21 protein-coding genes, 1 tRNA gene and 1 pseudogene are annotated in these 21,604 nt (G+C 72.6%); 8 read left to right on the forward strand and 15 right to left on the reverse strand.

The annotated features are described in order from the left end of the window. Window positions 1-11 precede the first annotated feature (11 nt). From ACIPLC_RS11745 to ACIPLC_RS11755, 3 genes are all read right to left on the reverse strand, one after another. Window positions 12-845, reverse strand: a complete 834-nt coding sequence (locus ACIPLC_RS11745) for a nucleotidyltransferase domain-containing protein (RefSeq protein ID WP_400472866.1) — start codon at window positions 843-845, stop codon at window positions 12-14. Window positions 846-1,389: 544 nt separating this feature from the next. After that, on the reverse strand, window positions 1,390-2,421 hold the full coding sequence (locus ACIPLC_RS11750; RefSeq protein WP_400472795.1) for an SDR family NAD(P)-dependent oxidoreductase: 1,032 nt from the start codon (window positions 2,419-2,421) through the stop codon (window positions 1,390-1,392). Window positions 2,422-2,455: 34 nt separating this feature from the next. Beyond that, window positions 2,456-3,607 (reverse strand): UDP-N-acetylglucosamine--N-acetylmuramyl-(pentapeptide) pyrophosphoryl-undecaprenol N-acetylglucosamine transferase, encoded by a 1,152-nt coding sequence (locus ACIPLC_RS11755; RefSeq protein ID WP_400472867.1) that lies wholly within the window; start codon window positions 3,605-3,607, stop codon window positions 2,456-2,458. 201 nt (window positions 3,608-3,808) lie between these two features. On the opposite strand from ACIPLC_RS11755, the gene ACIPLC_RS11760 reads away from it, so the two are divergent. The 5 genes and pseudogenes from ACIPLC_RS11760 (at window position 3,809) to ACIPLC_RS11780 (ending at window position 8,070) form a co-directional block, all read left to right on the forward strand. Beyond that, window positions 3,809-4,495, forward strand: a complete 687-nt coding sequence (locus ACIPLC_RS11760) for a response regulator transcription factor (RefSeq protein ID WP_400472796.1) — start codon at window positions 3,809-3,811, stop codon at window positions 4,493-4,495. Beyond that, window positions 4,492-5,892: a sensor histidine kinase gene (locus tag ACIPLC_RS11765; protein WP_400472797.1), complete on the forward strand. Its 1,401-nt coding sequence runs from the start codon at window positions 4,492-4,494 to the stop codon at window positions 5,890-5,892. The genes ACIPLC_RS11760 and ACIPLC_RS11765 overlap by 4 nt, the downstream gene beginning before the upstream one ends. A gap of 100 nt (window positions 5,893-5,992) precedes the next feature. Beyond that, window positions 5,993-6,253 (forward strand): annotated as a pseudogene (locus ACIPLC_RS11770) (hypothetical protein); the annotation flags it as partial. 160 nt (window positions 6,254-6,413) lie between these two features. After that, window positions 6,414-7,211 carry a hypothetical protein gene (locus ACIPLC_RS11775; protein ID WP_400472798.1) on the forward strand — a complete coding sequence of 266 codons (798 nt, stop codon included), beginning with the start codon at window positions 6,414-6,416 and terminating at the stop codon, window positions 7,209-7,211. 205 nt (window positions 7,212-7,416) lie between these two features. Continuing rightward, window positions 7,417-8,070, forward strand: a complete 654-nt coding sequence (locus tag ACIPLC_RS11780; RefSeq protein ID WP_400472799.1) for a hypothetical protein — start codon at window positions 7,417-7,419, stop codon at window positions 8,068-8,070. A gap of 175 nt (window positions 8,071-8,245) precedes the next feature. Here the strand turns inward: ACIPLC_RS11780 and ACIPLC_RS11785 are convergent, their stop codons facing one another. Next, window positions 8,246-8,587 carry a nuclear transport factor 2 family protein gene (locus ACIPLC_RS11785; RefSeq protein WP_400472800.1) on the reverse strand — a complete coding sequence of 114 codons (342 nt, stop codon included), beginning with the start codon at window positions 8,585-8,587 and terminating at the stop codon, window positions 8,246-8,248. 32 nt (window positions 8,588-8,619) lie between these two features. Further along, window positions 8,620-9,804 carry a M20 family metallopeptidase gene (locus ACIPLC_RS11790; protein WP_400472801.1) on the reverse strand — a complete coding sequence of 395 codons (1,185 nt, stop codon included), beginning with the start codon at window positions 9,802-9,804 and terminating at the stop codon, window positions 8,620-8,622. A gap of 149 nt (window positions 9,805-9,953) precedes the next feature. Between ACIPLC_RS11790 and ACIPLC_RS11795 the strand changes: the two genes are divergently transcribed. Both ACIPLC_RS11795 and ACIPLC_RS11800 read left to right on the forward strand, forming a co-directional pair. Beyond that, on the forward strand, window positions 9,954-11,063 hold the full coding sequence (locus ACIPLC_RS11795) for an Lrp/AsnC family transcriptional regulator (RefSeq protein WP_400472802.1): 1,110 nt from the start codon (window positions 9,954-9,956) through the stop codon (window positions 11,061-11,063). Window positions 11,064-11,307: 244 nt separating this feature from the next. Next, entirely contained in the window at window positions 11,308-12,144 is an 837-nt protein-coding gene (locus tag ACIPLC_RS11800; RefSeq protein WP_400472803.1) for a PIG-L family deacetylase, read from the forward strand. A gap of 241 nt (window positions 12,145-12,385) precedes the next feature. Here ACIPLC_RS11800 and ACIPLC_RS11805 read toward each other — a convergent pair. The 3 genes from ACIPLC_RS11805 to ACIPLC_RS11815 form a co-directional block, all read right to left on the reverse strand. Next, window positions 12,386-12,462, reverse strand: a tRNA-Met gene (locus tag ACIPLC_RS11805). 174 nt (window positions 12,463-12,636) lie between these two features. Continuing rightward, window positions 12,637-13,185, reverse strand: a complete 549-nt coding sequence (locus ACIPLC_RS11810) for an NIPSNAP family protein (RefSeq protein ID WP_400472804.1) — start codon at window positions 13,183-13,185, stop codon at window positions 12,637-12,639. After that, on the reverse strand, window positions 13,182-13,355 hold the full coding sequence (locus ACIPLC_RS11815) for a hypothetical protein (RefSeq protein WP_400472805.1): 174 nt from the start codon (window positions 13,353-13,355) through the stop codon (window positions 13,182-13,184). Before ACIPLC_RS11815 ends, ACIPLC_RS11810 begins: the two co-directional genes overlap by 4 nt. Before the next feature lie 56 nt (window positions 13,356-13,411). Here ACIPLC_RS11815 and ACIPLC_RS11820 point away from each other — a divergent pair, with 56 nt between their 5' ends. Next, window positions 13,412-14,437, forward strand: a complete 1,026-nt coding sequence (locus ACIPLC_RS11820) for a helix-turn-helix transcriptional regulator (protein ID WP_400472806.1) — start codon at window positions 13,412-13,414, stop codon at window positions 14,435-14,437. Between the two features lie 164 nt (window positions 14,438-14,601). Here the strand turns inward: ACIPLC_RS11820 and ACIPLC_RS11825 are convergent, their stop codons facing one another. From ACIPLC_RS11825 to ACIPLC_RS11855, 7 genes are all read right to left on the reverse strand, one after another. After that, the gene (locus ACIPLC_RS11825) at window positions 14,602-16,266 is read right to left on the reverse strand and encodes a multicopper oxidase family protein (RefSeq protein ID WP_400472807.1); all 1,665 of its coding nucleotides are present in this window, start codon (window positions 16,264-16,266) and stop codon (window positions 14,602-14,604) included. A gap of 385 nt (window positions 16,267-16,651) precedes the next feature. Next, window positions 16,652-17,503 (reverse strand): hypothetical protein, encoded by an 852-nt coding sequence (locus ACIPLC_RS11830; protein WP_400472808.1) that lies wholly within the window; start codon window positions 17,501-17,503, stop codon window positions 16,652-16,654. Window positions 17,504-17,647: 144 nt separating this feature from the next. Beyond that, a complete protein-coding gene (locus ACIPLC_RS11835) occupies window positions 17,648-18,082 on the reverse strand; it encodes a hypothetical protein (RefSeq protein ID WP_400472872.1) in 435 nt (144 codons plus the stop codon). Further along, complete coding sequence (locus ACIPLC_RS11840) at window positions 18,009-18,644, reverse strand: class II aldolase/adducin family protein (RefSeq protein ID WP_400472809.1); 636 nt, start codon at window positions 18,642-18,644, stop codon at window positions 18,009-18,011. Before ACIPLC_RS11840 ends, ACIPLC_RS11835 begins: the two co-directional genes overlap by 74 nt. Then, window positions 18,641-19,519 (reverse strand): LysR family transcriptional regulator, encoded by an 879-nt coding sequence (locus ACIPLC_RS11845; protein ID WP_400472810.1) that lies wholly within the window; start codon window positions 19,517-19,519, stop codon window positions 18,641-18,643. The genes ACIPLC_RS11840 and ACIPLC_RS11845 overlap by 4 nt, the downstream gene beginning before the upstream one ends. 125 nt (window positions 19,520-19,644) lie before the next feature. Continuing rightward, window positions 19,645-20,502, reverse strand: a complete 858-nt coding sequence (locus ACIPLC_RS11850) for an NAD-dependent epimerase/dehydratase family protein (RefSeq protein ID WP_400472811.1) — start codon at window positions 20,500-20,502, stop codon at window positions 19,645-19,647. Window positions 20,503-20,791: 289 nt separating this feature from the next. Beyond that, a complete protein-coding gene (locus tag ACIPLC_RS11855; RefSeq protein ID WP_400472812.1) occupies window positions 20,792-21,007 on the reverse strand; it encodes a hypothetical protein in 216 nt (71 codons plus the stop codon). Window positions 21,008-21,604 lie beyond the last annotated feature (597 nt).

The raw sequence follows: 21,604 nt of genomic DNA on the forward strand, positions 1-21,604 counted from the left end.
TGTCCGGCGGATCACGTGACCGTCCGGCGCTTTCGGGGGCAAGGCCCGTGCCGCTGCTCGGCGCGGCTCCTGAGCGCCGCGAGGGTCTCCTCGACCAGCACCCGCGCCTCGGCCACCGTTGCCGACAGCAGTTCGGCGCTCTCGCCCGGCGCCCCCAACAAGCCGCGGACCCGCGGGCCGAAGCCGGTCGGCGCGCCCGGCAGTGTCTCGGCGACGGCCAGCGCGCCCTTCTCGTTGAGGCACCAACGCCGGTCCTCGGCGAACATCGCTTGCACCAGCACGCCGACGGCCCGGGACAGGCAGAGCGAGACGTACAGCGGGTCCGCCCGTGCCGCGCCCTTCGCTGCGGTGCCGACCAGGAACTCCGCCTCCCAGGCTCCCCCCATCAAGGCCTCCCGCAACGGCTCGGGATAGGTCGCTGTCCGGCGCCGAAGGCCCGTCAGCTCGCAGGTCGGGTCGGCCAGTACCCGGCCGAGCGCCACCTCGCCCGCATAGCAGGGCGACCAGAACCCTAGGGGGTGCCCCGCCTGCACGCCCACCTCATACCGGCCCTCGCGGCAGTCCGCCCACACCTGCTCGACCCGGTCCAGATCCCGCAGGATCCAGTCCACCGCCACGCCGTCGACCTGCAGCCACGCGCCACCGTTGACCCAAGGCCCCCAGCCGCCGGGGCCGGCCACCTCCACCTCGGGGCCGGCCAGCGCGCGCAACGCGGCGAGATCGAGCCCCCCGCGGTAGTAGACGCCGAGATCCCAGTCCGAATCCGGCCGGTGCTCTCCGCGTGCCCGGCTGCCACCGAGCATGACTCCGACGACGCCCGGCACCTCGGCCAGGCGGCTGGCCATCTCCTCGATGATCGCTCGCACGGAGCGAGTCTGGCAGCCGCCGACGCGTCGGGCCAGCCGTTTCCGCCGGTGGTCGTCGGATGCGGGGCTTCGAGGGCGAGTGCCCCGACGACATGCGCGGCGGGGGTGACGAGCACGGAATGGAACGGCCGGTCCTCTCCAGCCGTCGGGCGACGGAGCCGACACCCGCCCCCGTATCCCGCGACAGCGCTCCAACGCCCCGCTCACTGCTCACTGCTCACCGCTCACCGCTCACCGCTCACCGCCCCGAGCGGACACGGTGAGCGTGGCCAAACCGCCTGTGCCGTGGGCCCGCTGTCAGAAGCAGCGGGCTTGCAGGTCCGCGGCGGAGTACCGCTTGCTGATCTTGCGCCCGGAGTCGTCGCGCAGGGCGGCATGTTCATCGAACACGCGGCGGTTCTCGAGGTGCCGGTCTCCGGGGTCGTTGCACCAGTGCCGGTGGTGGGCCTCGGCGCCGGAGCCGGTGGCCGGCTCCGGCGCCAAGGCCCCTGCCCGAGGGGGCCGTTGGCCGCAGGGGGCGGCGTCAGACCTGGTAGCGGTCCGGGGCGAGCAGGTGCAGGTGCTCGGCGACCCAGTCGGAGGTGTGGCGCAGCCCCTCGTCCAGGCCGACCTGGGGCTGCCAGCCGGCCAGGTCGCGCGCCTTGCGGTTGTCGGAGAGCAGCCGCTCGACCTCGCTGCCGCCGGGGCGCAGCCGGGTCGGGTCGACGACGATCTCGGCGTCCCGGCCGGAGGCGACGATCAGGGCCTTGGCCAGGTCGCCGATGGACACCTCGCTGCCGGTGCCGAGGTTGACGGTCTCGCCGAGCGTGCGGTCGGCCCGGGCGATGGCCAGGAAGCCCTCCGCGGTGTCGCTGGCGTAGGTGAAGTCCCGGGTGGGGGTGGTCGAGCCGAGCCTGATCTCCCGTGCGCCGGAGTGGAGTTGGGCCAGGATGGTGGGGATGACGGCGCGGGCGGACTGGCGCGGGCCGTAGGTGTTGAACGGGCGGACGACCGAGACCGGCAGTTCGAAGGCGTGCCAGTAGGAGAGCGCCATCATGTCCGCGCCGATCTTCGAGGCGGAGTACGGGGACTGCGGCTGGAGCGGGTGGTGCTCGTCGATGGGTGCGGTGATGGCCGTCCCGTACACCTCGCTGGTGGAGGTGTGCACCAGGCGGGCGCCGTGCCGCAGGCAGGCGGCGGCGACGTTCTGGGTGCCCACGACGTTGGTCTGCACGTAGGCCTCGGGGGCCTGGTAGCTGTAGGGGATGCCGATCAGCGCGGCGAGGTGGAAGACGGTGTCGCAGCCGGCGACGGCGTCCAGGACCCGTCCGGCGTCGCGGACGTCGCCGGCGAGCATCTCGACGGGGCTGTCGGGGTCGGCCAGGTAGCGGGCCAGGTATCCGCGCTCGGCGTACGGCTTGTAGTGCACCAGGGCCCGGACGCGGGCGCCGCGGGCGACCAGCAGGTCGACCAGGGTGCTGCCGATGAAGCCCTCGGCGCCGGTGACCAGGACGGTCCGGCCGGTCCAGTCCTGGTGCGCGGCGGGGGTGTTCGGGTTGGTGGGGCGCTGGGTCATGGTGTCCTCCAGGGGGTGGTCGTAGGTCGGGCGGTCAGCGGTCGTACGGGCCAGGGGTGTGCGCGGTGACGGCGGGCGGCGCGGGCGCCGGGGTCCGGCCGATGACGCGGAGCACCTTGGCGGCCAGCAGGTCGGCGGCGCGCGCGTGGTCGCCCGGGTCGGCGGCCTGCGCCATCGCGGCGAGTCGGGCCGGGTCGGCGAGCAGGGGTTCCACCAGCGCGGCCAGCCGTTCGCCGGTGCACTCGCCGTCCGGCAGCAGCAGGCCGGCTCCGGCGTCGGAGAGGACGCGTGCGTTGTGGGTCTGGTGGTCGTGCGGCGCGTGCGGGTAGGGCACCAGCACGGCGGGCATCCGGAGCGTGGAGAGTTCGGCGACGGTGGCCGCGCCGGCGCGGCACACCATGAGGTCGGCGGCCGCGTAGGCGAGGTCCATCCGGTCCAGGTAGGCGACCGCGTGCGCCGTCGGGTTGCCGTCCAGCGCGGCCCTGACCTGTGCCAGCGCGGCCGGACCGGTCTTGATCAGCAACCGCCGGTCGGTGCGGTGCCGCCAGCGGCCGGCCAGTTCGACGGCGGCCGCGGTGAGCCGGGCGGCGCCGAGGCTGCCGCCGTTGAAGACCAGCAGCCGGACGCCGTCCGGGACGCCGAAGTGCCGACGGGCCTCGGCGCGCAGCGCCGCGCGGTCGAGCTGGGCGACGGCGCCGACCAGCGGCATCCCGACGGTCTGCGCCGACCGGCCGGCGGGCAGGTGCTCGCGGGTGCGGTCGAAGGCGAGCGCGATGTGCGGGGTGAGCCGGGCGGCGAAGCGGTTGGCCCGCCCGGGCACCGCGTTCGACTCGTGCACCACGCTCGGCAGCCCGGCCATCTTGGCGCCGACGATCACCGGCGCGCTCGGGTAGCCGCCCATGCCGACCGCGACCTGTGCGCCCTGGGCCCGCAGGATCTCCCGGCAGTCCCGGCCGGAGCGCAGCAGCGCCGCGGGGAGCAGGTAGCGGCGCGGGCCGAGGGAGGCGTCGAAGGGGATCATGTCGACGGTGTGCAGCCGGTAGCCGGCCTGCGGGATTAGGGTGGTCTCCAGTCCGCGTTCGGTGCCCACGAAGGAGATCACGGCCCGCGGGTCGGCCCGGCGCAGCGCCTCGGCCAGGGCGAGGCCCGGGTAGATGTGTCCGCCGGTGCCGCCGGCGCCGATCACCACCGACAGGGGGCGGGCCGGATCGTGGTTGCCGTGAGTGCCGTGGTTGCCGCGGTGGCCATCGTTGCCGCGAATACCGTGGCTGCCGTGGCTGCCGTGGCTGCCGTCGTTGCCGTGAGTGCCGTGTTCTGTCCGCATGCCGTCGAGCCTGCTGAGGCCGTCTAAGAGACTTCTCAGAGTCGTTTTGAGAGGGTTGTCCGCATGAACAACGGGCAGAGAGTGCTGGTCGTCGACGACGATCCGGAGGTACGCGCCGCCGTCGAGGACGGGCTGGCCGTCGAGGGCTACCAGGTGCGCGGCACCGCCGACGGCCTGGCGGCGCTGAGCGAGGTGGCCGGCTGGCAGCCCGACGCGATGGTCCTCGACCTGCTGATGCCCGTCCTCGACGGCCTGGCGGTCTGCCGCCGGCTGCGGGCCCTGGGCGACCGGATCCCGATCCTGGTGCTGACCGCGCGCGACTCGGTGAGCGACCGCGTCGACGGCCTCGACGCGGGCGCCGACGACTACCTGGTCAAGCCGTTCGCCCTGGACGAGCTGACCGCCCGGCTGCGCGCCCTGCTGCGGCGCAGCGCCCCGGCCGCCGAGGAGCCCGGCTACCGCTTCGCCGACCTGGAGGTCGACCCGGCCACCCGGACCGGGAGCAGGGCCGGGCGGCCGGTGGAGTTCTCGCGCACCGAATTCACGCTGCTGGAGGTGCTGCTGCGCCACCCCGGCCAGGTGCTCCCGCGCGAGGTGATCATGGAGCGGGTGTGGGGTGCCGACTTCGGCCCCGACTCCAACTCCCTGGCCGTCTACGTCGGTTACCTGCGCCGCAAGCTGGAGGCCGGCGGCGAGCCCCGGCTCGTACACACGGTGCACGGGGTCGGCTACCGGCTGGACCGGGCTTGAGGGCGCACGCACGCTGGCGGCGCCGGCGCCCGCTGCGCACCCGGTTGGCCCTCGCCTGCACGGCCGCGGTCGCCGTGGTGGCGCTCGGGATCAGCGCGGCCGCGTTCAGCATCGTCCGCTACGAGCTCAACCACCAGCTCGACCAGCACCTCACCCAGCAGGCCACCCTGGTGCAGCAGCAGCACCGTGACCAGGGGCCCCAGGTCGTCTACGGCGAGTGCAACTACCTGGCCGCCCCGGCCTGCGCGCAGATCGTCTCCGCCGACCCCGGCAAGGCCCCGGACGAGCCGTACCTGCTGCCCGTCACACCGGCCACCCGCCAGGTCGCGAACCGGCAGCGGGCCGGCTACTTCACCGACCTCACCATCGGCGGCCACCCGGCCCGGATGCTCACCACCCCGATGATCGCGGCGCCGCCCGGCGCCCGGCAGGCCGTCCAGGTCGCGCTGCGCGCCGACAGCGTCCAGGAGGGGGTGCGGCAGGCCGGCGCGCTGATGGCGGCCGTCGCGGCGGCGGGCATGCTGCTGGCCGCCGTGCTCGGGCGCACGGTGGCCCGCACCGGCCTCGCCCCGGTCGCCCGGCTGACCCGCACCGCCGAGCGGATCGCCGACACCCGGGACGCGGGGCTGCGGATCGAACTGCCGCCCGGGCGCCGGGAGGACGAACTGACCAGGCTGGCCGGCAGCTTCAACACCATGCTGGGCGAACTGGAACAGTCCGTGGCCGCCCAGCGCCGGCTCGTCGCCGACGCCTCGCACGAACTGCGCACCCCGCTGACCGCGCTGCGCACCAACGCCGAACTGCTGGCCCGCGCCGACCGGTTGACCGAGGGCCAGCGGCAGCGGGCGGCGGCCGCGCTGCACCGCCAGCTGCGCGAGGTGACCGGGCTGGTGAACGACCTCATCGAACTGGCCCGCGACGAGGAGCCGCAGCCGCTGCTCGAACAGGTCGCGGTCGGCCGGCTCGTCGAGCACTGCGTCGACACCGCGCGCGGCCACTGGCCGGCGATCGCCTTCGCCCTGGACAACGCCGCGGACGACGCCGCGGAGAACGCCGCCGCCGAGCGCACCGTCCCTGGTGTGCCCGCCCGGCTGGCCCGGCTGGTCTCCAACCTCCTCGACAACGCGGCCAAGTTCAGCCCGCCGGGCGCCACCGTCGAGGTCCGGCTCACCGCCGGCCTGGAACTGACCGTCCGCGACCACGGCCCCGGCATCGCGCCCGAGGACCTGCCGTACGTCTTCGACCGCTTCTACCGGGCCTCCACCGCCCGCGCCCTGCCCGGCTCCGGCCTCGGGCTCGCCATGGCCCGCCAGATCGCCCACGCGCACGGCGCCACCCTCACCGCCGAGGCCGCCCCCGGCGGCGGGGCCCTGTTCCGCCTGCGACTGCCGGGCTGACCGGCCCGCGGTCCGGCCGCCCGACCGCCGACGCACGGGCTCCGGCGCCCGTACGCCAGCGCACCGGGCTGTCGTCCGCGCCACCGGCAGGACGACCGTCGACGGCGCGCCCGTCCGCACCGGCGAGGCGGGCACGTGCCGGGTGGAGATCCGGGCACCAGTGGCCCGGCCCCTGGCTGCCGTCCCGGGGCCGGGCCCCCACAGGTGCCTTCGGAGTGCGTCGCCGAGCGGTGGCGCAGAAGCGGGTGGCCCGGCGTCGTCGGGACGCGAGGCACTGGCGTCCACCGGCACCGCGGAGGAGTCGCGCGTGGCCCCGGGTGTGCCCTTTCGTCCCTCGTCCGGTCGCTCCCGCCGCCGCTAGGCTCGGCGGGGGCGACCGGAAGGACGGGCAGGGCGTGCGCGAGACACGGAAAGCCACGGAGCGGCAGACGGCGCCGGCGGCCGCCGCCGGGCGCGGGCCACGCCTCACGGGCCTGGCCGCGCTTCAGCGGCGTGTGGGGAACGCGGCGGTGACGCACTGGGTGCAACGCCAGAGGGGCGGACTGGGCGAGCACTACGCCACCAGGCCCACCGAGCACCCCGAGTGGGGGCCGTACCAGGACCTGACGAAGGCCGCGGGCATCCCCCAGCCCCAGGCCGACGCCGCCTGGCAACTCCTGCTCGGCGGGGTCGACTCGCAGGGCGCACTGAACGACGAGGCCGTGGCGAAGACGAGCGACCGCCAGGAGCAGCGCGAACTCCGTGCGTCGAACACGTGGTACCAGGATTTCGTCAAGCTCATGGCCGAACACCTGGAGATCGAGACGCCCACCATGGCCCTGTGGGCGGGCGGCATCGAGACCAGCGACTACGCGTACGAGAAGGGCCACACGCCACTGGGGCGGACCCGGATCGGCAGCGTGCTCAACGTCCTGGAGCTGCACCCGGACTGGAAGCTGACGGGGCCGATGTGGAGCGTCCTGTCCAAGGCCTTCGTGTCCCGCGCGACCGGCCCCGTGCACATCTTCGTGCGGGCCTACGCGCCGGAGAGCATCCTCATCAGGTTGGAAGTCCCGGAACTACGGCTGGTCCAGCGGCTGAACCCGGACGTGAAGCTGATCTGGCATCCCGTGTACACCGCTCCCGACGGGCAGATGAGGGAGATCTCCAAGGACTGCCGACTCGTCGACAACGCGGAGTACGACGGGCGGGACAAGTGCGTGAGCGTCCTCATCCAGTACCTCAGGATGTTCCACGACGAGAGCAACACCGAGGCCGCCCCCGCCCACGAGAGCATGGAGAAGCTGATCGTCGCGAACGGCCACAAGGACGGCGTCTGAAGCGGCAGCCCGCGCGCAGCGCCCTCCGGAGTCGACCGGGCGAACCTCGTCACCCGCCTCGGGCCGAGGCCGACCGCTTCCCGCGGACACGGCCCGTCGGTTCTGAGACAAGATCAGGATATTTCCCGCACCGGCCCGTGAACGAACCCCGCCTACGGTGATCACACCGGTGAACCGCACCGGCCGAATGACATCGGGAGACCTCATGCGCACGCGTCGCCTCGCCCTCACCGCCGCCGCCGTCGCGGCGCTCGCCGCCACCGCGACGGCCTGCGGGCCGGACAACAGCGACACGGGCTCCACCGCCGCCAGCCCTGCGGCCACCGCCGCCGCACCCACCGGGGCCGCAACCGCATCCACCGGGGCCTCGCCGACGAAGGCCGCCACCACGCCCAAGTCCCCTTCCACCCCCAAGTCCCCCGCCGCGCCCTCCTCCCCCGCTGCCGACAAGAGCGGCTACGGCCAGGCCTGCGGCGCCAACGACCTGGTCCTCAGCGCGAAGACCGAATCCCAGGCCGGCGGATACCTCCTGATCACGGCCAAGGCCAAGGCGGGCATCACCTGCACGCTCCCCGGGGCCCACCCCACTATCGCGTTCGGCTCGGGCGGCATCGAGGCCGCCAACGCCGAGCACGCCACCGGCGATCCGATCACCCTGAGCGGCGCCAAGGCCGCGTACGCGGGCGTCATGACGAAGACCACCAAGGACAACCAGGCGATCGAGTTCACCGACGTCATCGTGGGCATCGGCAACGCCGACCCCAACCCGGTCAGCATCCCCGTCGGCACCACGCCGGTCGACAAGCCGATCGTCACCAACTGGCACACCGTTGCGAAGGATGCCGTCCCGGGCCTCTGACGGACCTTCACCGATGACGCACGGGACGGCGGGACGGCGCACGGTCGAACTGCGGCGTCCGGCGCGGACAGTGAGGCGCGAGGCCGGACCCCGCGACTCCGGACCCCACCGCCCATGACCTTCCGCGAGCGGGCCAGTGCTGTTCAGCTGTCCAGTTGTTCAGCTGTCCAGTTGTTCAGCCGAGGAAGTCGACGCGGTCGATGAGCCCTTCGCGCACTCGGTAGGCCACCAGGACGCGGACCGGCTCGTCTGCCAGGCCGTGGGCGACTTCGTGGTCGACCACCCAGTCACCTTCGCTCAGCCGCCCCACGATCTCCGCCCGGCAACGGCCCTTGGCGAATTGGCCGGTGTAGGTGTCACGCAGGGCCTGACGGCCCTGCAGCGGGTCGCCGTTGCGCCGGTTGACCACGACGTCCTCGGCATAGGTGGCGACGAAGGCGTCGATGTCGTGGCTGTTGTAGGCGACGAGCTGCTGCTCGACCACCTCGCGCGGCTCGGGCATGTGCTTTTCGGTCATGTGCTTGATCGTTCCTTCCTCGGTGTACGGGTTCAGGCTGCGAGACGGCGGGTGGCGAGTTCGGCGTAGAGCGCGGCCCCGTCGGGGAGCACCGCGTCGTCGAACTCCGCGTAGGGCGAGTGGTTGACCGGCAGGCTCTCGGGGTCGGTCCCCTTCGGAGCGGCGCCGAGCCACACGAACGATCCCGGAACGGCGGCGAGTACCCGGGAGAAGTCCTCCGCCCCGGTCATCGGGTTCGCCATCGTCCGGAAGCGCTCCTCGCCGAAGACCTCCCGGACGGTGTCCGCCAGGAAGTCGGTCTCGGCCCCGTCGGTCACGGTCACCGGGTACCCGGGAAGGTACTCGGCCTCCGCCCGCAGGCCGTGGGCGGCCGCGACGGACCTGACCAGCTCCACCACGATGTCGGCGACCCTGGACCGCGCCTCGGCGGAGAAGGTGCGCACGGTCGCCTCGAAGCGGGCGGTCTCGGGGATGACGTTGCGCTGGGTGCCGGCCTGGAGGAGCCCGACGGTGATCACCACCGGATCGAACACGTCGAAGCGGCGGGTCACCATGGTCTGCAGGGCGGTGACCATCTCGCAGGCCGCCGGGATGGGGTCCTTGGCCCGGTGCGGTACCGAGCCGTGGCCGCCCGCACCGTGGACGGTGACGTTCAGCGCATCGGAGGCGGCGAGGATCGGCCCGCGCCGGGAGCTGAACTCCCCGTGCGGCATGCTCGACGCCACGTGCAAGGCGTACGCGGCGACCGGGCGCCTGCCTGCCGCGTCCAGCACGCCCTCGGCCAGCATCGCGCCGGCTCCGTCCGAGCCCTCCTCGCCGGGCTGGAACATGAAGACCACGTCGCCGTGGAGCTGCTCCCGCCGTGCGGCCAGCAGCTGTGCGGCACCCGCGAGCATGGTGGTGTGCAGATCGTGCCCGCAGGCGTGCATGGCACCGTTGTCGGCGGCGAACGTCAGCGGAGCCTTCTCGACGACCGGCAGACCGTCCATGTCGGCGCGCAGCAGCACCGCCGGCCCCGGTCGCCCGCCGCGCAGCACCGCGGTGACCGAATTCAGCGCGGAGCCCAGGCTCACCTCCAGCGGCAGTCCGTCGAGGGCCTGCAACACCCGCTCCTGGGTGCGCGGGAGGGCGAGGCCCAACTCGGGGAAGCGGTGGAGGTCGTGGCGGAGCCGGACCAGGTCCGGGGCCAGAGCGAGAGCGTCGTCGTGCAGGGACACAGGCACCTCCGTCGAACCCGCGTGCGGCGGGAACTTGTGCAGAGCGATCTTGTTCCGTGATTCTGGATCTCGCGACGGGAGTTCCCGCAATTTCGCAGGATCACGCCACGAGGAGGCCACCTGATGAACGAATCCACCGGCGGTCGACGGTGACCGACGCCGAGGCGGCGGTCGACGAAGTGACGGTCGACGAGGCGGCGGTGGACGAGGCGGCGGTCGACGAAGTGACGGTGGACGAGCTGGACCTCGCCCTGGTGAACGCGATGCAGCTGCGGCCCCGGGCACCCTGGTCGCTGCTCGGCCAGGCCCTCGGGATCAGCCCGGTCACCGCCGCCCGCCGCTGGCGCCGACTCTCGGAGGCCGGGATCGCCTGGGTGACCGCCTACGGTCTGCCGCACCCCGAGGACCCCGGGTGCGTCGCCTACCTCGACCTCGACTGCGCTCCCGACCGGCTCCGGCGGATCGCCGACGACCTGGCCGAGGACCCGCACGTGATGAGCATCGAACACCTCTCCCAGGGCTGCGACCTCGTCGTCACCGCGGCCTTCACCGACCTGGCGGCGGTCTCCCGGTACACCGCCGAACGGCTCGGCCGGCTCCCCGGGGTCAACGCCGTCCGCGTCCACCTGGCGACCGGCTTCTACGCCGAGGGGATCCGCTGGCGACTGGACTCACTGGACCCCGCCCAGCGCGTGGAGCTGCACGACGATCACCCGGCGGGCAACGGGCCGCCGTCCGGCCTACGAGCCGAAGTCCGGGAGGAAGAGCGGGAGTTGCTCATCAGACTGGGCGTCGACGGCCGCCTCGACCAAGCCGAGCTGGCCGCCGCCACCGGGCTCAGCCCGTCCACGCTGCGCCGCCGCCTCAACCGGCTGGCCGCCTCCGACGCGATCCGCTTCCGCTGCGAGATCGCCGCCCGCGACGCCGGCCGGCCGGTCCTGGCGACCTTCCGGGCCGACCTTCCCCCGGACCGGCTCGACGAGGTCGGCCCCCAGCTCGCCAGACTCCCCGAGGTCCGGCTGTGCGTGTCCGTCACCGGCCCGCACAACCTCATCCTCTCCGTCTGGCAGCGCTCCCTCGCCGACGTCCAGCGGTTGGAAGCCGCTCTCGCCCGCAGGTTCCCCGACCTGCGGGTGGCCGAGCGCCGCGTGTCGCTGCGCACCGTGAAACGGATGGGCCGGATCCTCGACGCGGACGGACGCGCGGTCCGCGCCGTTCCGATGGACATCTGGCGAGACCCCGCACCGGTCTCCTCCTGAGGCTTTCAGGGCGGAGTCGGTGGAGCGAGTGACGGTCCGGCACCGGTCAGCCGCTACCGGGCTACCGGGCTACCGGGCTACCGGACTACCGGACTACCGGACTACCGGACCACCCTGGGCACGGTCAGCGCCGACGTCGAAGGCCGGGCGGAGGACGGGCCGGACACCCCCGGGCCCGAGCCGCCCGAGGCGCTGGCGCAGACTGGAGGGCGGACCACACCCGACCGACCGGAGGACGACACCCATGGCCGACCGGCCCCTGACGCTGATGGCAGTGCACGCCCACCCCGACGACGAAGCCACCTCGACCGGCGGCGTCCTCGCCCGCTACGCCGCCGAGGGCATCCGCACCGTCCTCGTCACCTGCACCGACGGCGCCTGCGGCGACGGCCCCGGCGGCGCCAAGCCGGGCGAGGCGGGCCACGATCCCGCCCTCGTCGCCGAACTGCGCCGCCAGGAGCTCGAAGCCAGCTGCCGGGTCCTCGGGGTCGACCACCTCGAACTGCTCGGCTACGGCGACTCCGGGATGATGGGCTGGCCCGCCAACGACGCCCCGGGATCGTTCTGGAGCACCCCCGTCGCCGACGGCGCCGCCCGGCTCGCCGACCTGATGCTCCGCTACCAGCCCGACGTCGTCGTGACCTACGACGAGAACGGCTTCTACGGCCACCCCGACCACATCCAGGCCAATCGCATCACCATGGCCGCCCTCACCCAGGCCGCCCTGACGCCCAAGGTGTACTGGACCACCGCACCGCACTCGGCGATGCAGCGCTTCGGCGAGCTCATGCGCGAGTTCGGCGCCGACCGGGACGACCCGGAGCCCACCGGGGAGGCCCCGGAGCTGCCCCCGATCGGGCTGCCCGACGAGGAGATCACCACCTGGGTGGACACCACCGCCTTCGGCGGGCAGAAGTTCGACGCGCTGCTCGCGCACGCCAGCCAGAGCGAGAACATCTTCTTCCTGCGGATGGGCCGGGAGCGGTTCACCGAACTGATGGGCGTGGAGACGTTCGTCCGGGTCCGCGACACCACCGGCGCGGCGCTGCCCGAGCAGGACCTGTTCACCGGACTGCGCTGAGGCACCGGGCAGGCCGGTGCCATCACCGAGGCCGGGGAGCAGCGGATCGACTGTGCCGAGTGCTCCACGTTCGCTGAGTGCGGGAGGGCCATCGAGCCGTATCGACGCGGGCGTCCGCCGACCCGGGCTCTGACAAGGTGCTCGGCGTGCCGGTGAACCAGCGCGTACGGCGCTCGTGGAAGGACGTCACAGTGATGCGCCGAGGGGCGGAAACACGATCGTGTTTCCGCCCCTCGATCCGTGGTAGCGGGGACAGGATTTGAACCTGCGACCTCTGGGTTATGAGCCCAGCGAGCTACCGAGCTGCTCCACCCCGCGTCGGTGAGGTCGACTGTACGGCACCGACGGGTGGTCGCAAACTCGGCTCCTCGGCGAAGGAGGGCGCGGGCCCGGTCGGCGGCGGTGGGGAAGTCCCCTTCCGGCCGTGGGACGGGCCGCACTCCTCGTCCTTCTGATCACGCCTTGAGCAACTCTGCTGGCGAAGCGCGAGGGTTAGGGTGTCACGGGTTCCAGCCGCAGCCGCCGGGTCGGCCAGGGCGGTGGCTCGGCCGGGCCGAACCAGACGCGGACGTCCTCTCCGGCACGGACGGGCAAGAGGGGATAGTCGTTCTCGGCGTGCTCGGTGCAGTGCACCGCGTGGCCCGGGCCCAGGTGCCGGGCGGCGTACGCACCGAAGGCGGCCGTGTCGGTGGGGTGGCAGACGGTTGCGAGCACTTCACGTGCGCCGGGCGGAGGCGTGAAGCCCGGGCCGCACAGCAGCAGGACGTCGTCGCTGTCGACCATGGTGGCGTTGGCCGCGTCGCGGTGCTTCCGCCAGACCGGGCCGGTGTAGAACGCCTCCAGCGCGCGCCGACGGTGCGCCATGTCGGGGAACGCGCGCAGCCAGACGAAGCGGTCCGGGTCGTCCAGGTCGCGGAAGCGGCCGCCGACGGTGATGCCGACCGCCTGCTGGCCGGTCACGAACTCGCGCTCGAAGAGCTCGATCAGCGTCTCCCGGGTGTCGGGGTGCAGGGTGTACTGCCGGAGTTCGACGATGCTCATGCGCCGGCCCGCCCGGCGCGGGTGAGGTCCATGGTCCAGTTGAGCTCCCAGGTGCGGCCCTCGTCGGCGGAGAATCCCTGCTCCCAGCGGGCGGTGTCCGGACCGAGTGGTGTGGTGAGACGGCGATCGGCCACGTCCCAGGAGCCGTGCGGGAAGTCGAAGTCGTTCATGTGCCGCAGGTTAGGGGCGCTCCACTGACATCTCCTGTCAGTGGATACTGGGCGGCATGCGCGCGAGCCGACTGGTGACCCTGCTCCTACTGCTCCAGAACCGGGGCCGGATGACGGCCCGCCAGCTGGCCGAGGAACTGGAGGTCTCCGTCCGTACCGTCTACCGGGACGTCGAGGCGCTCGGCGCCGCCGGCATCCCGCTGTACGGTGAGGCCGGGCACGCGGGCGGCTACCAGCTGGTCGACGGCTACCGGACCCGGCTCACCGGGCTGACCGCGGACGAGGCCCAGGCCGCGTTCCTGACCGCGCTCCCGGACGCCGCCGCCCAGCTCGGCTTCGGCGAGGCGCTCGCCACCGCCCGGCTCAAGCTGCGGGCCGCCCTTCCGGCGGAGCTGCGCGAGCACGCCGAGCGGATCCGGACGGGCTTCCTGCTCGACGCCCCCGGCTGGTACGGCGAGGCCGACCGTGCGCCTCACCTGCCCGCGGTCGCCGCCGCGATGTGGGCGCGGCGGGCGGTGGTTCTGCGGTACCTGCGTTGGCGGGCGCCGGAGGAGATCGAGCGGCGGGTGGAGCCGTACGGGCTCGTACTCAAGGCCGGCCGCTGGTACCTGGTCGCCGGCGGGCCGTCCGGGACCCGCACCTACCGGGTCGACCAGATCCTCGAAGTCCACACGCTGGAAGAGGAGTTCGCCACCCCGGACGGGTTCGACCTGGCCGCGCACTGGAACGGCTATCTGGCCGACTTCCAGGCCCGGCTGCACACCGGGCAGGCCCTGGTACGGCTCACCCCGGAGGGCGCCCGCCGCCTCGGTGTGACACCTGTGGGTGACGGATGGACCCAGACCCGGGTGCCCATCGAATCGATCGACCACGCCCATCAGGAGTTCCTGCGGCTCGGCATCGACGTCGAGGTCATGGCCCCGGTCGAACTCCGCGACCGCATCGCCGAGACGGTACGGACCCTCGCCACCCGCTACGAGGGAGGACCCCTGGCTGAGGGCCCTCCCGACCGGGGCACCGGCCACCCACACCCTCGCGACCCACCCGACAGCCGCACACGCGTGACCGGGCAGGACGGGTAGCCGTGTTCGTCAGGCCGACGGCACTGCTTCCCCTCCCCTGCCCGGAACCCCGACGCCTGATCGCGACCGGGTTCTGGCGCGCCATCGACGCGCGCACCAGCCCCGGCGCCTCCACGTCACCGTCGTTCGGCCACCTCACCGTCGTTCGGCCACCTCACCGTCGTTCAGCCACGCCACCAGTTCCGCCGCCCCCGGTTCCGGCGGCGGCCCGCGTGGTGGTGGAGCCGGTGGCGCCGCCGCCCTCGCCATCGCCGTCGACCGGTTCCGGCCGCCGACGCGCCGGAGGCCGGGTGCGAGTCGGCGAAGGCATCGTCCGACTCCTTGCCGCGGTCTTCCGATGCCGCGGGCAGCACGTCGATCCGGCCCATCTGGCCGTGCGAGGAGTGCACCATGTGGTGGCAGTGGTAGACGTACTCGCCCGGATAGTCGCCCCAGGTCATGGCGATCCGGACGGTCTCGCCCGGGTTGACCGTGACGGTGTCCTTCAGCCCGGCCTCGGCCGGGCCGACCGGCTTCCCGTCACGGTCCAGCACGCGGAACCGCACCAGGTGGGTGTGGAAGGAGTGGGGGGCGTGGAAGACCCCGGCCGGCCGGCGGGTGAGGTAGTTGTGGATCGTCCAGATCTCGCTGGTGCCGGCGGTGGTCCGCACGTCGGTCCGGTTCGGGTCGTACTTGCGCCCGTTGATCCTGGCGTCCGGGAAGGTCGTCAGCTCGAACTCCCGGTGCACCGTCGCCTTCGGGATCGGCGGCAGCGTGGCCAGGACGGCCGGGATCTGGCTTCGGTCCTCGGCGGTCCGGGTGATGTCGAAGCGCAGCACCTCGGCCCGCTCGGTCTCCAGCGCGGCCGTGTTCTCCAGCACCACCGATCCGCCGACCGGGTAGCGGGCGAAGTCGACCACGATCTCGGCGCGTTCCGCGCCGGTCAGGGTCAGCTCGTGCACCTCCACCGGCTCGGCGAGCAGTCCGCCGTCGGAGGCGATCTGGGTGAACGGCTCGCCGCCGGCGAGGCGTAGCGATATGTGGCGGTTGGGCGAGACGTTGAAGACCCGTAGACGGTACTTGCGCGCCGCCACCTGGAAGTAGGGCCGCTCCTTGCCGTTGACCAGCATGTGCGGGCACTGGTACGGGTCGGTGTAGATCAGCCTGCCGTCGCTCTCGATCCGGGCGTCCCGGATCAACAGCGGGATGTCGAACTCGCCGTTCGGCAGCGGCAGGCCGCTCTCGTGCGGGTCGCTGAGCAGGTAGGCGCCGGCCAGGCCGCGGTAGACGTTCTCGGCCTCCAGCTCGTGCGCGTGGTCGTGGTACCAGAGCGAGGCGGCCACCTGGTCGTTGGGGTAGCGGTACTCGCGGGTCTCACCGGGCTTGACGAGGTCCATCGGCAGGCCGTCGTACCGCGACGGCACATAGCCGCCGTGCAGGTGGACGGAGGTGTGCACGCTCAGGTCGTTGGTCTGCTGGACCACCACCTCCCGTCCCCTGACCGCCCGGATGGTCGGACCGGGGAAGCAGCCGCCGTAGGTCCGGACGGTGGTCAGCAGCCCCTTGACGATCTCGGCCCGGGTCTCGGCCATCCGCAGCTGGTACAGGTCCGAGGAGTCCGTCCGCGACACCGGGCTCAGCACCGGGGGCAGCGGCATGGCGTGCTCGAAGGGGACGATCCGGGCGGCCGACCGTTTGGCCTCCGACCGGGCCGGCGCGGCCAGCGCGGCCGGCGCGGCCGGTAGCGCGAGGGACGAGGCCCGGACTCCGCCCGGTGCGCGGTCCCATGGGAAGAGGACCGCCGGGCCACCTATGGCGGCGGCTTTCAGAAGGTCTCGTCGGTTCAGCATTCCCGATCTCTCCGTCCAGGACCCGGCGGTCGGTACGCCGCCGGGCCAGTGGTCGCTGGTCGTGGCTTCCGGCGGCCCTGCTCAGCGGTCGCCGCGCCTACGACGGCGCGCGGGCCGGGCGTGTCGGAACGTAGCGACAGCGCCACGTTCCGTCACTGCCCGTTGGCTCAGTATCAGCGAGCTTCGTGCGCTCTGCATCGCGACCGCACCCGCCCGGGGCTCGCCCCGGGACGGCCGACAGCCACTCGGCGGGGGGGCGGGCATCGGCACCGGCCCCGCCGCCTGCTCCTCATCGCCGGCGAGGCCCACACCAAGCCCGCCCACCAGGGGCAGGGCGCCGCACCCCGGTGACCGGATGAACGACGGGTTCGGAGCAGTCGGCGGATCAGCCGACGCAGCCGGGCACCGCGGGGGAGCTGCCGACGCAGTTGTCGGGGGTGTTCCCACTGACCGGTGTCGTGGTGAGTGTCATGGTGCCGTTCTGGCGGTAGATTCCGCCGGCGGTCGTACCGGCCCTGTTGGCACTGATCGCAGTGCTGGTCAGGGTGGTTGCGGTGGAGTCGATGGCCGCGATGCCACCGCCCTGGGTCTGGGAGCTGTTGCCGGCGTTGACGAAGCTGCTGGTGGTGGTGAGCGAGCCGCGCAGGCCGTTGTAGATTCCGCCGCCCTCGAAGGTGGCGCTGTTCCCGGCCACGGTGCTGTTCGTGAGGGTCGCCACGGCCCCCTTCTGGGGGGCGTTGACGTCCTCGTTGGCCAGGCCGCCGCCCCTGCCCTGGGCGGTGTTGCCGGTCAGGGCGCTGGCCGTGAGGGTCACGGCGCCGTAGTTGAGGACGCCACCGCCGTCGGTGGCGGAGGAGCCATTGCTGAGGGTGACGTTGCCCTTGAGGGTGAGGCTCGCGCCCGCGGCCACCTTGACGATGCGGAAGGCGGCCGTACCGGCCGCCGTCGAGCGCGTGATGGTGTCGTTGTCACCGGTCAGGGTGATGGCGGTGGTGATGACCGGCAGTGCGTTCGGGCCGTCGGTGTCACTGCTGTGGGACGAGGCGATGGTGTAGACGCAGTCGGTCGCGAGGACGACGTTGCCCCCGCCGGCGGTGTTGGCGGCGTTGATCGCCGCGACCAGCGCGGTCTCGTTGCAGGCGACGGCCGCCTGCGCGGAGGTGGGGACCAGTGCGGCCGACACGGCGGTCAGGACCACGGATCCGGCGAGGACCGGGATGGTGCGGATGCGTCGCATGACGCTCCCTTCGGGTTGGTGGAGCCCCCCGTCTTCGAGGTCGCTCGCGCTGCCGGAGCGAGCGGGGCGAGTCGGTCCGGGCCGGACCGTGGGGACTGCGCACCACGGCCCGGCCCGGCAGGCGAGCTGTGCCGCGGGTCCGTCTCAGGTGGTGGGGGCCGGCGTTACGGCGCAGGCCTTCACGGCGGCGGTGCTGGCGGTGGCGGCGGTGGCGGCAGCGGTGGCGGCAGCGGTGGAGGAGGTGACCGCGGCGGCCTCGGCGGCGGCGGCGCTGGTGGCGGCTGCGGCCTCGGCGGCGGCGTTGGGTGGCACGGCTTGGGTCGCCGCGATGAAGGTCTTGAGGGCGGCGGCGGCCGACGCGGCGTCGGCCTGCGCCGCGGCTGCCGCGGTGGAGGCGTTGGCGGCGGCGACCGACGAGGAGATGGTGGCGGCCGCGCAGCTCACGGCGTCCCTGCGAACCTGGCCGGTCGAGGCCGAACTCTGGCTGCTCGTCGCGGTGTTGGCCTCAGCCATAGCCGTGCCTCCGGCCAGCAGGGTGCCGACGGCAAGGGCGGCGACGGCTATACGATGGATCTTCATGGGTCCCTGTCCTGGGATGGGTGGGCGCACGCGCCCGGCAGCACAGCCGAACACGGATGCCACGGTGACAGGAGCCGGACCGGCTCCCACCAGAAGAACAGCACCGAGCGGCCCGCCTGTCCCTTCGACCACTGCGCCGACCTGCCGAAAGCCGGACCGGAACTCTCCGACTTCCTGTGCGAGTTCGCTGGTCGGGAGTGCGCACGGACGTCCAGCACGGACCGTCCGCCGGTCCCCTCATCGGCGTAGCGCACTTGTACGAACGAGCCCACCCAGTACTTCGCGCGGCGGCTGCGGCGATCTCGGCCTCGGCGCTCTCCTCGATCGCCGTCAGCAGGTTGGCGGCGTCCGCCGCGTCCGGGCCGAACACCAGCGGGCCGTGGTTGGCCAGCAGCACGGCGGACGTCGTCGGGCACCGTTCCAGGGCCTGAGCGATGCCGCGCACCGAGACGTCCGATCCGCGCGGCGACAGCGGTCGGGTGGCCCCGTGTGGTGCGTCCCTTACGTGGCCCGCTCCTCGGTGGGCGGCGGTGGCGGCGGGTTCGGGTGGGGTGGCGGTCATGGCGAGGTGGGCGGTGGTGCCAGGGCAGGTGCCACATCGGCGAAGTCGTGGATGAGCCGGGAACGGCGGGTGGCGGGCCAGGCCAGGCAGACCTGCCCCGGGCCGAGGCCCTCGACGGGCCGGGCGAGGACGTCGGGGCGGGTGTAGAAGGTCGCGGTGGACAGCGGGATCACGCAGATGCCCGCGCCGACGGCGACCAGTTCGAGCTTTTCCTCGACGCTGTGGATGGGTGGAATGTCGGAGCGCTCGCCGGTGCGCAGTTCCTGCGCGATGTCGCGCCACTCCGGTACGGCGTCCGGGTCCTGGAGGAGGTGCTCGCCCGCGAGGTCGGCGACGGTGAGGGCCGGCTTGTCGGCCAGCGGATGGTCCCTCGGCAGCACCACGACGCGCGGTTCGCTGAACAGCGGCAGTACGCTCAGCCCCTTCTGATCAATCGGCAGGCGCACGATGCTGACGTCGGCCCGTCCGTCGCGCAGGACCTCGACCTGGTCCTCCCAGCCGGTGCGCAGCAGCCGGACGTCGAGCCCGGGGTGACGGGCGGTGAGTGCCCGCACGGCGGGGGTGACGGTGATGCCGGGCATGAAGCCGACGGTGAAGACCCGTGTGGCGGCGGCTGCGGCGGTGACCCGGCGGACCACGGCCTCGGCCGCTGCGAGGAGCGGGCCCACATCGTCGAGGAGTTGGGCTCCGGCGGGCGTGAGGACGGTGCCCCTGCGGTCGCGGCGCAAGAGTGTGACGCCCAGGTCGCTCTCCAACGCGCGCACTTGGCGGGAGAGGGCCGGTTGGGCGATGTGCAGTCGCTCGGCGGCGCGGCCGAAGTGGAGTTCCTCGGCGACCGCCGCGAAGTAGCGCAGTTTCCGCAGGTCGATGTCCATACCGTTGCCGTGTCCCGTCCTGATCGGTGTCCGTACGCCTCGTGATACCCCAGGGGATCCAGTGGGGTGCCGCTCCCGGCGGCGGCTCCCCCGGTCGGCGAGGGGGCGGCCGCCGGGGGCGTGGATCAGTCCTGGGCGAGGACGGTCAGCGGGTCGGTGTGCGTCGGGGTCCAGCCGAGCTGGTCGCGGGCGCGTGCCGGGGTGAACTGCTGGTCCAGGGCGAAGGCGTCGGCGAGGGCGCCCATGGCCGCGCGTGCCTCCTCCAGGGTGATGGAGACGGTCTTGCCGCCGAGGCCCGCTCCTCGGCTGATGGCTTCAGCGCACTCCCGGGCCGTGGGACCGACTCCTCCGACGCCGGCGTAGACGGCGCCGGGCCGGGCGCGCAGCGCGGCCACGTACAGTTCCGCGAGGTCGTCGACGTGGACCAGAGCCCAGTGCTGCGAGCCGTCTCCGATGTAGGCGATGGCGCCCGCCGCCTTGCCCGGACGGGTGAAGAAGGCATCGATGAGCCGGTTGTCGCCGCCGTACAGCAGGCCGGGCCGGACCACGACGGGACGACCTCCGCGCGCGGCGCGGGCGAGGACGGCGTCCTCGACGGGGCGGCGCCAGGCGACGAGAGCCGGTGGATCCCACGGGGCGTCCTCGTCGACGACGCCGTCGGTGTCGCCGTAGACCCAGGTACCGCCGGTGTGCACATAGGGGCCGGCGCCGATGCCGTCCTGCATCGCGGTGGCGGCGGCGAGATCCTCCGCGCCGGTGGCCGCCTGGGCGAGGTGAATGACGGCTTCGGCCTGCGCCGCCGCCTCATTGAGCACGCCCAGGTCGGCCAGGCTGCCCGTGACCGGATCCGCCCCGTGCGTGCGTACGGTCCGGGCGGCGTGCTCGTTGCGGGCCAGGGCGCGCACGGTGTGGCCGTGTCGTGTCAGCGCGCCGATGGTCGCCTTGCCGATGTAGCCGGAACCGCCGGTGACGAAGACCCTCATGACGTTGTTCCTCTCGTTTCGGGATCGCTCTCAGCCTGCACCGGCGCCGGCACCGGCGTCCAAGACCTGTTCCGGCGCCTGTGATGCCGTCCGAGCATCACGGTCGAGGAGGCGGTCGGCCGCGGTGACGACGCCGGCCGGGTGGGTGGTGGTGACTACGCGGTGACTACACCACGAGCGGTCATCCCGCGAAGGCATCACAGCGCACGGAACCGGTCTTGGACGCGGCCCGCATGCCACCCGCGGGGTGGAGGCGGAGGGAGACGACCGAGCAGGACCTGTGTCCTGATCACCGGAGGTACCGCGCCGACAGTCGACCGCGGCTCTCCTCCTGGAACAGGGTGTCGAACTCGTCGTCATCAAGGAACTCCTCGGCCACGCCCACATCGGCGTCACCGCCACCGTCTACGCCCACGTCCGACTCCGCCTCCAGCGCGACGCCATCGACCTCCTCGGCCGCGCCCTCCGCGATCCCACAGACCACCAGCCGGCCCGACGACGGCAACGACCCGCCGCTTTGTGCGGCACCCGTCCGCTGACGTTGCCGTCAACTACTGCCGTCAAGAACCAAAGAGGCTCCACCAGGATCTACCTGGCGGAGCCTCTGACGTGTTTTCCCATTTTCACTGATGACTATTCGCAGCATGACTGCCAGCGCGGATTACGAACACCTCCAACGTGCTCCACTCGGCGCCGCGTCAACCCATGGCCAGGAAATTAAGAGCTTTATTGCACCAGCACCGGGGGAGTCCATGAAATCCCCTCGCGCCTCAGCCGATCAATGATCCACTCTCGCCCCATCGAATCGGCCACTTGCCACGCATGGAGAAATGGGCGCCCACGATAGCCGCGGAGTCGAATCATTCCACGAAGACCAGCACTCCTAAGAGAAGCGTCCGGCATACTGTGGCAGAGGTCTGCAAGCCATGCGATGCATGCCACATAATCATCATTCGGCCAAAATTCCATAGGCTTTGCCCGCCGCGCCATCGCCCTAATCTCAATCATGGCAATGTTCTTCAAGAACGAGCCTGCATCCCAGTCATCCAAGCGCCTCACCAGCCACCCCAAACTTCTCCAGCGGACAGAGCACATAGCACAT

The organism is Kitasatospora sp. NPDC086801, from assembly GCF_044745805.1.
Lineage (GTDB): Bacteria > Actinomycetota > Actinomycetes > Streptomycetales > Streptomycetaceae > Kitasatospora.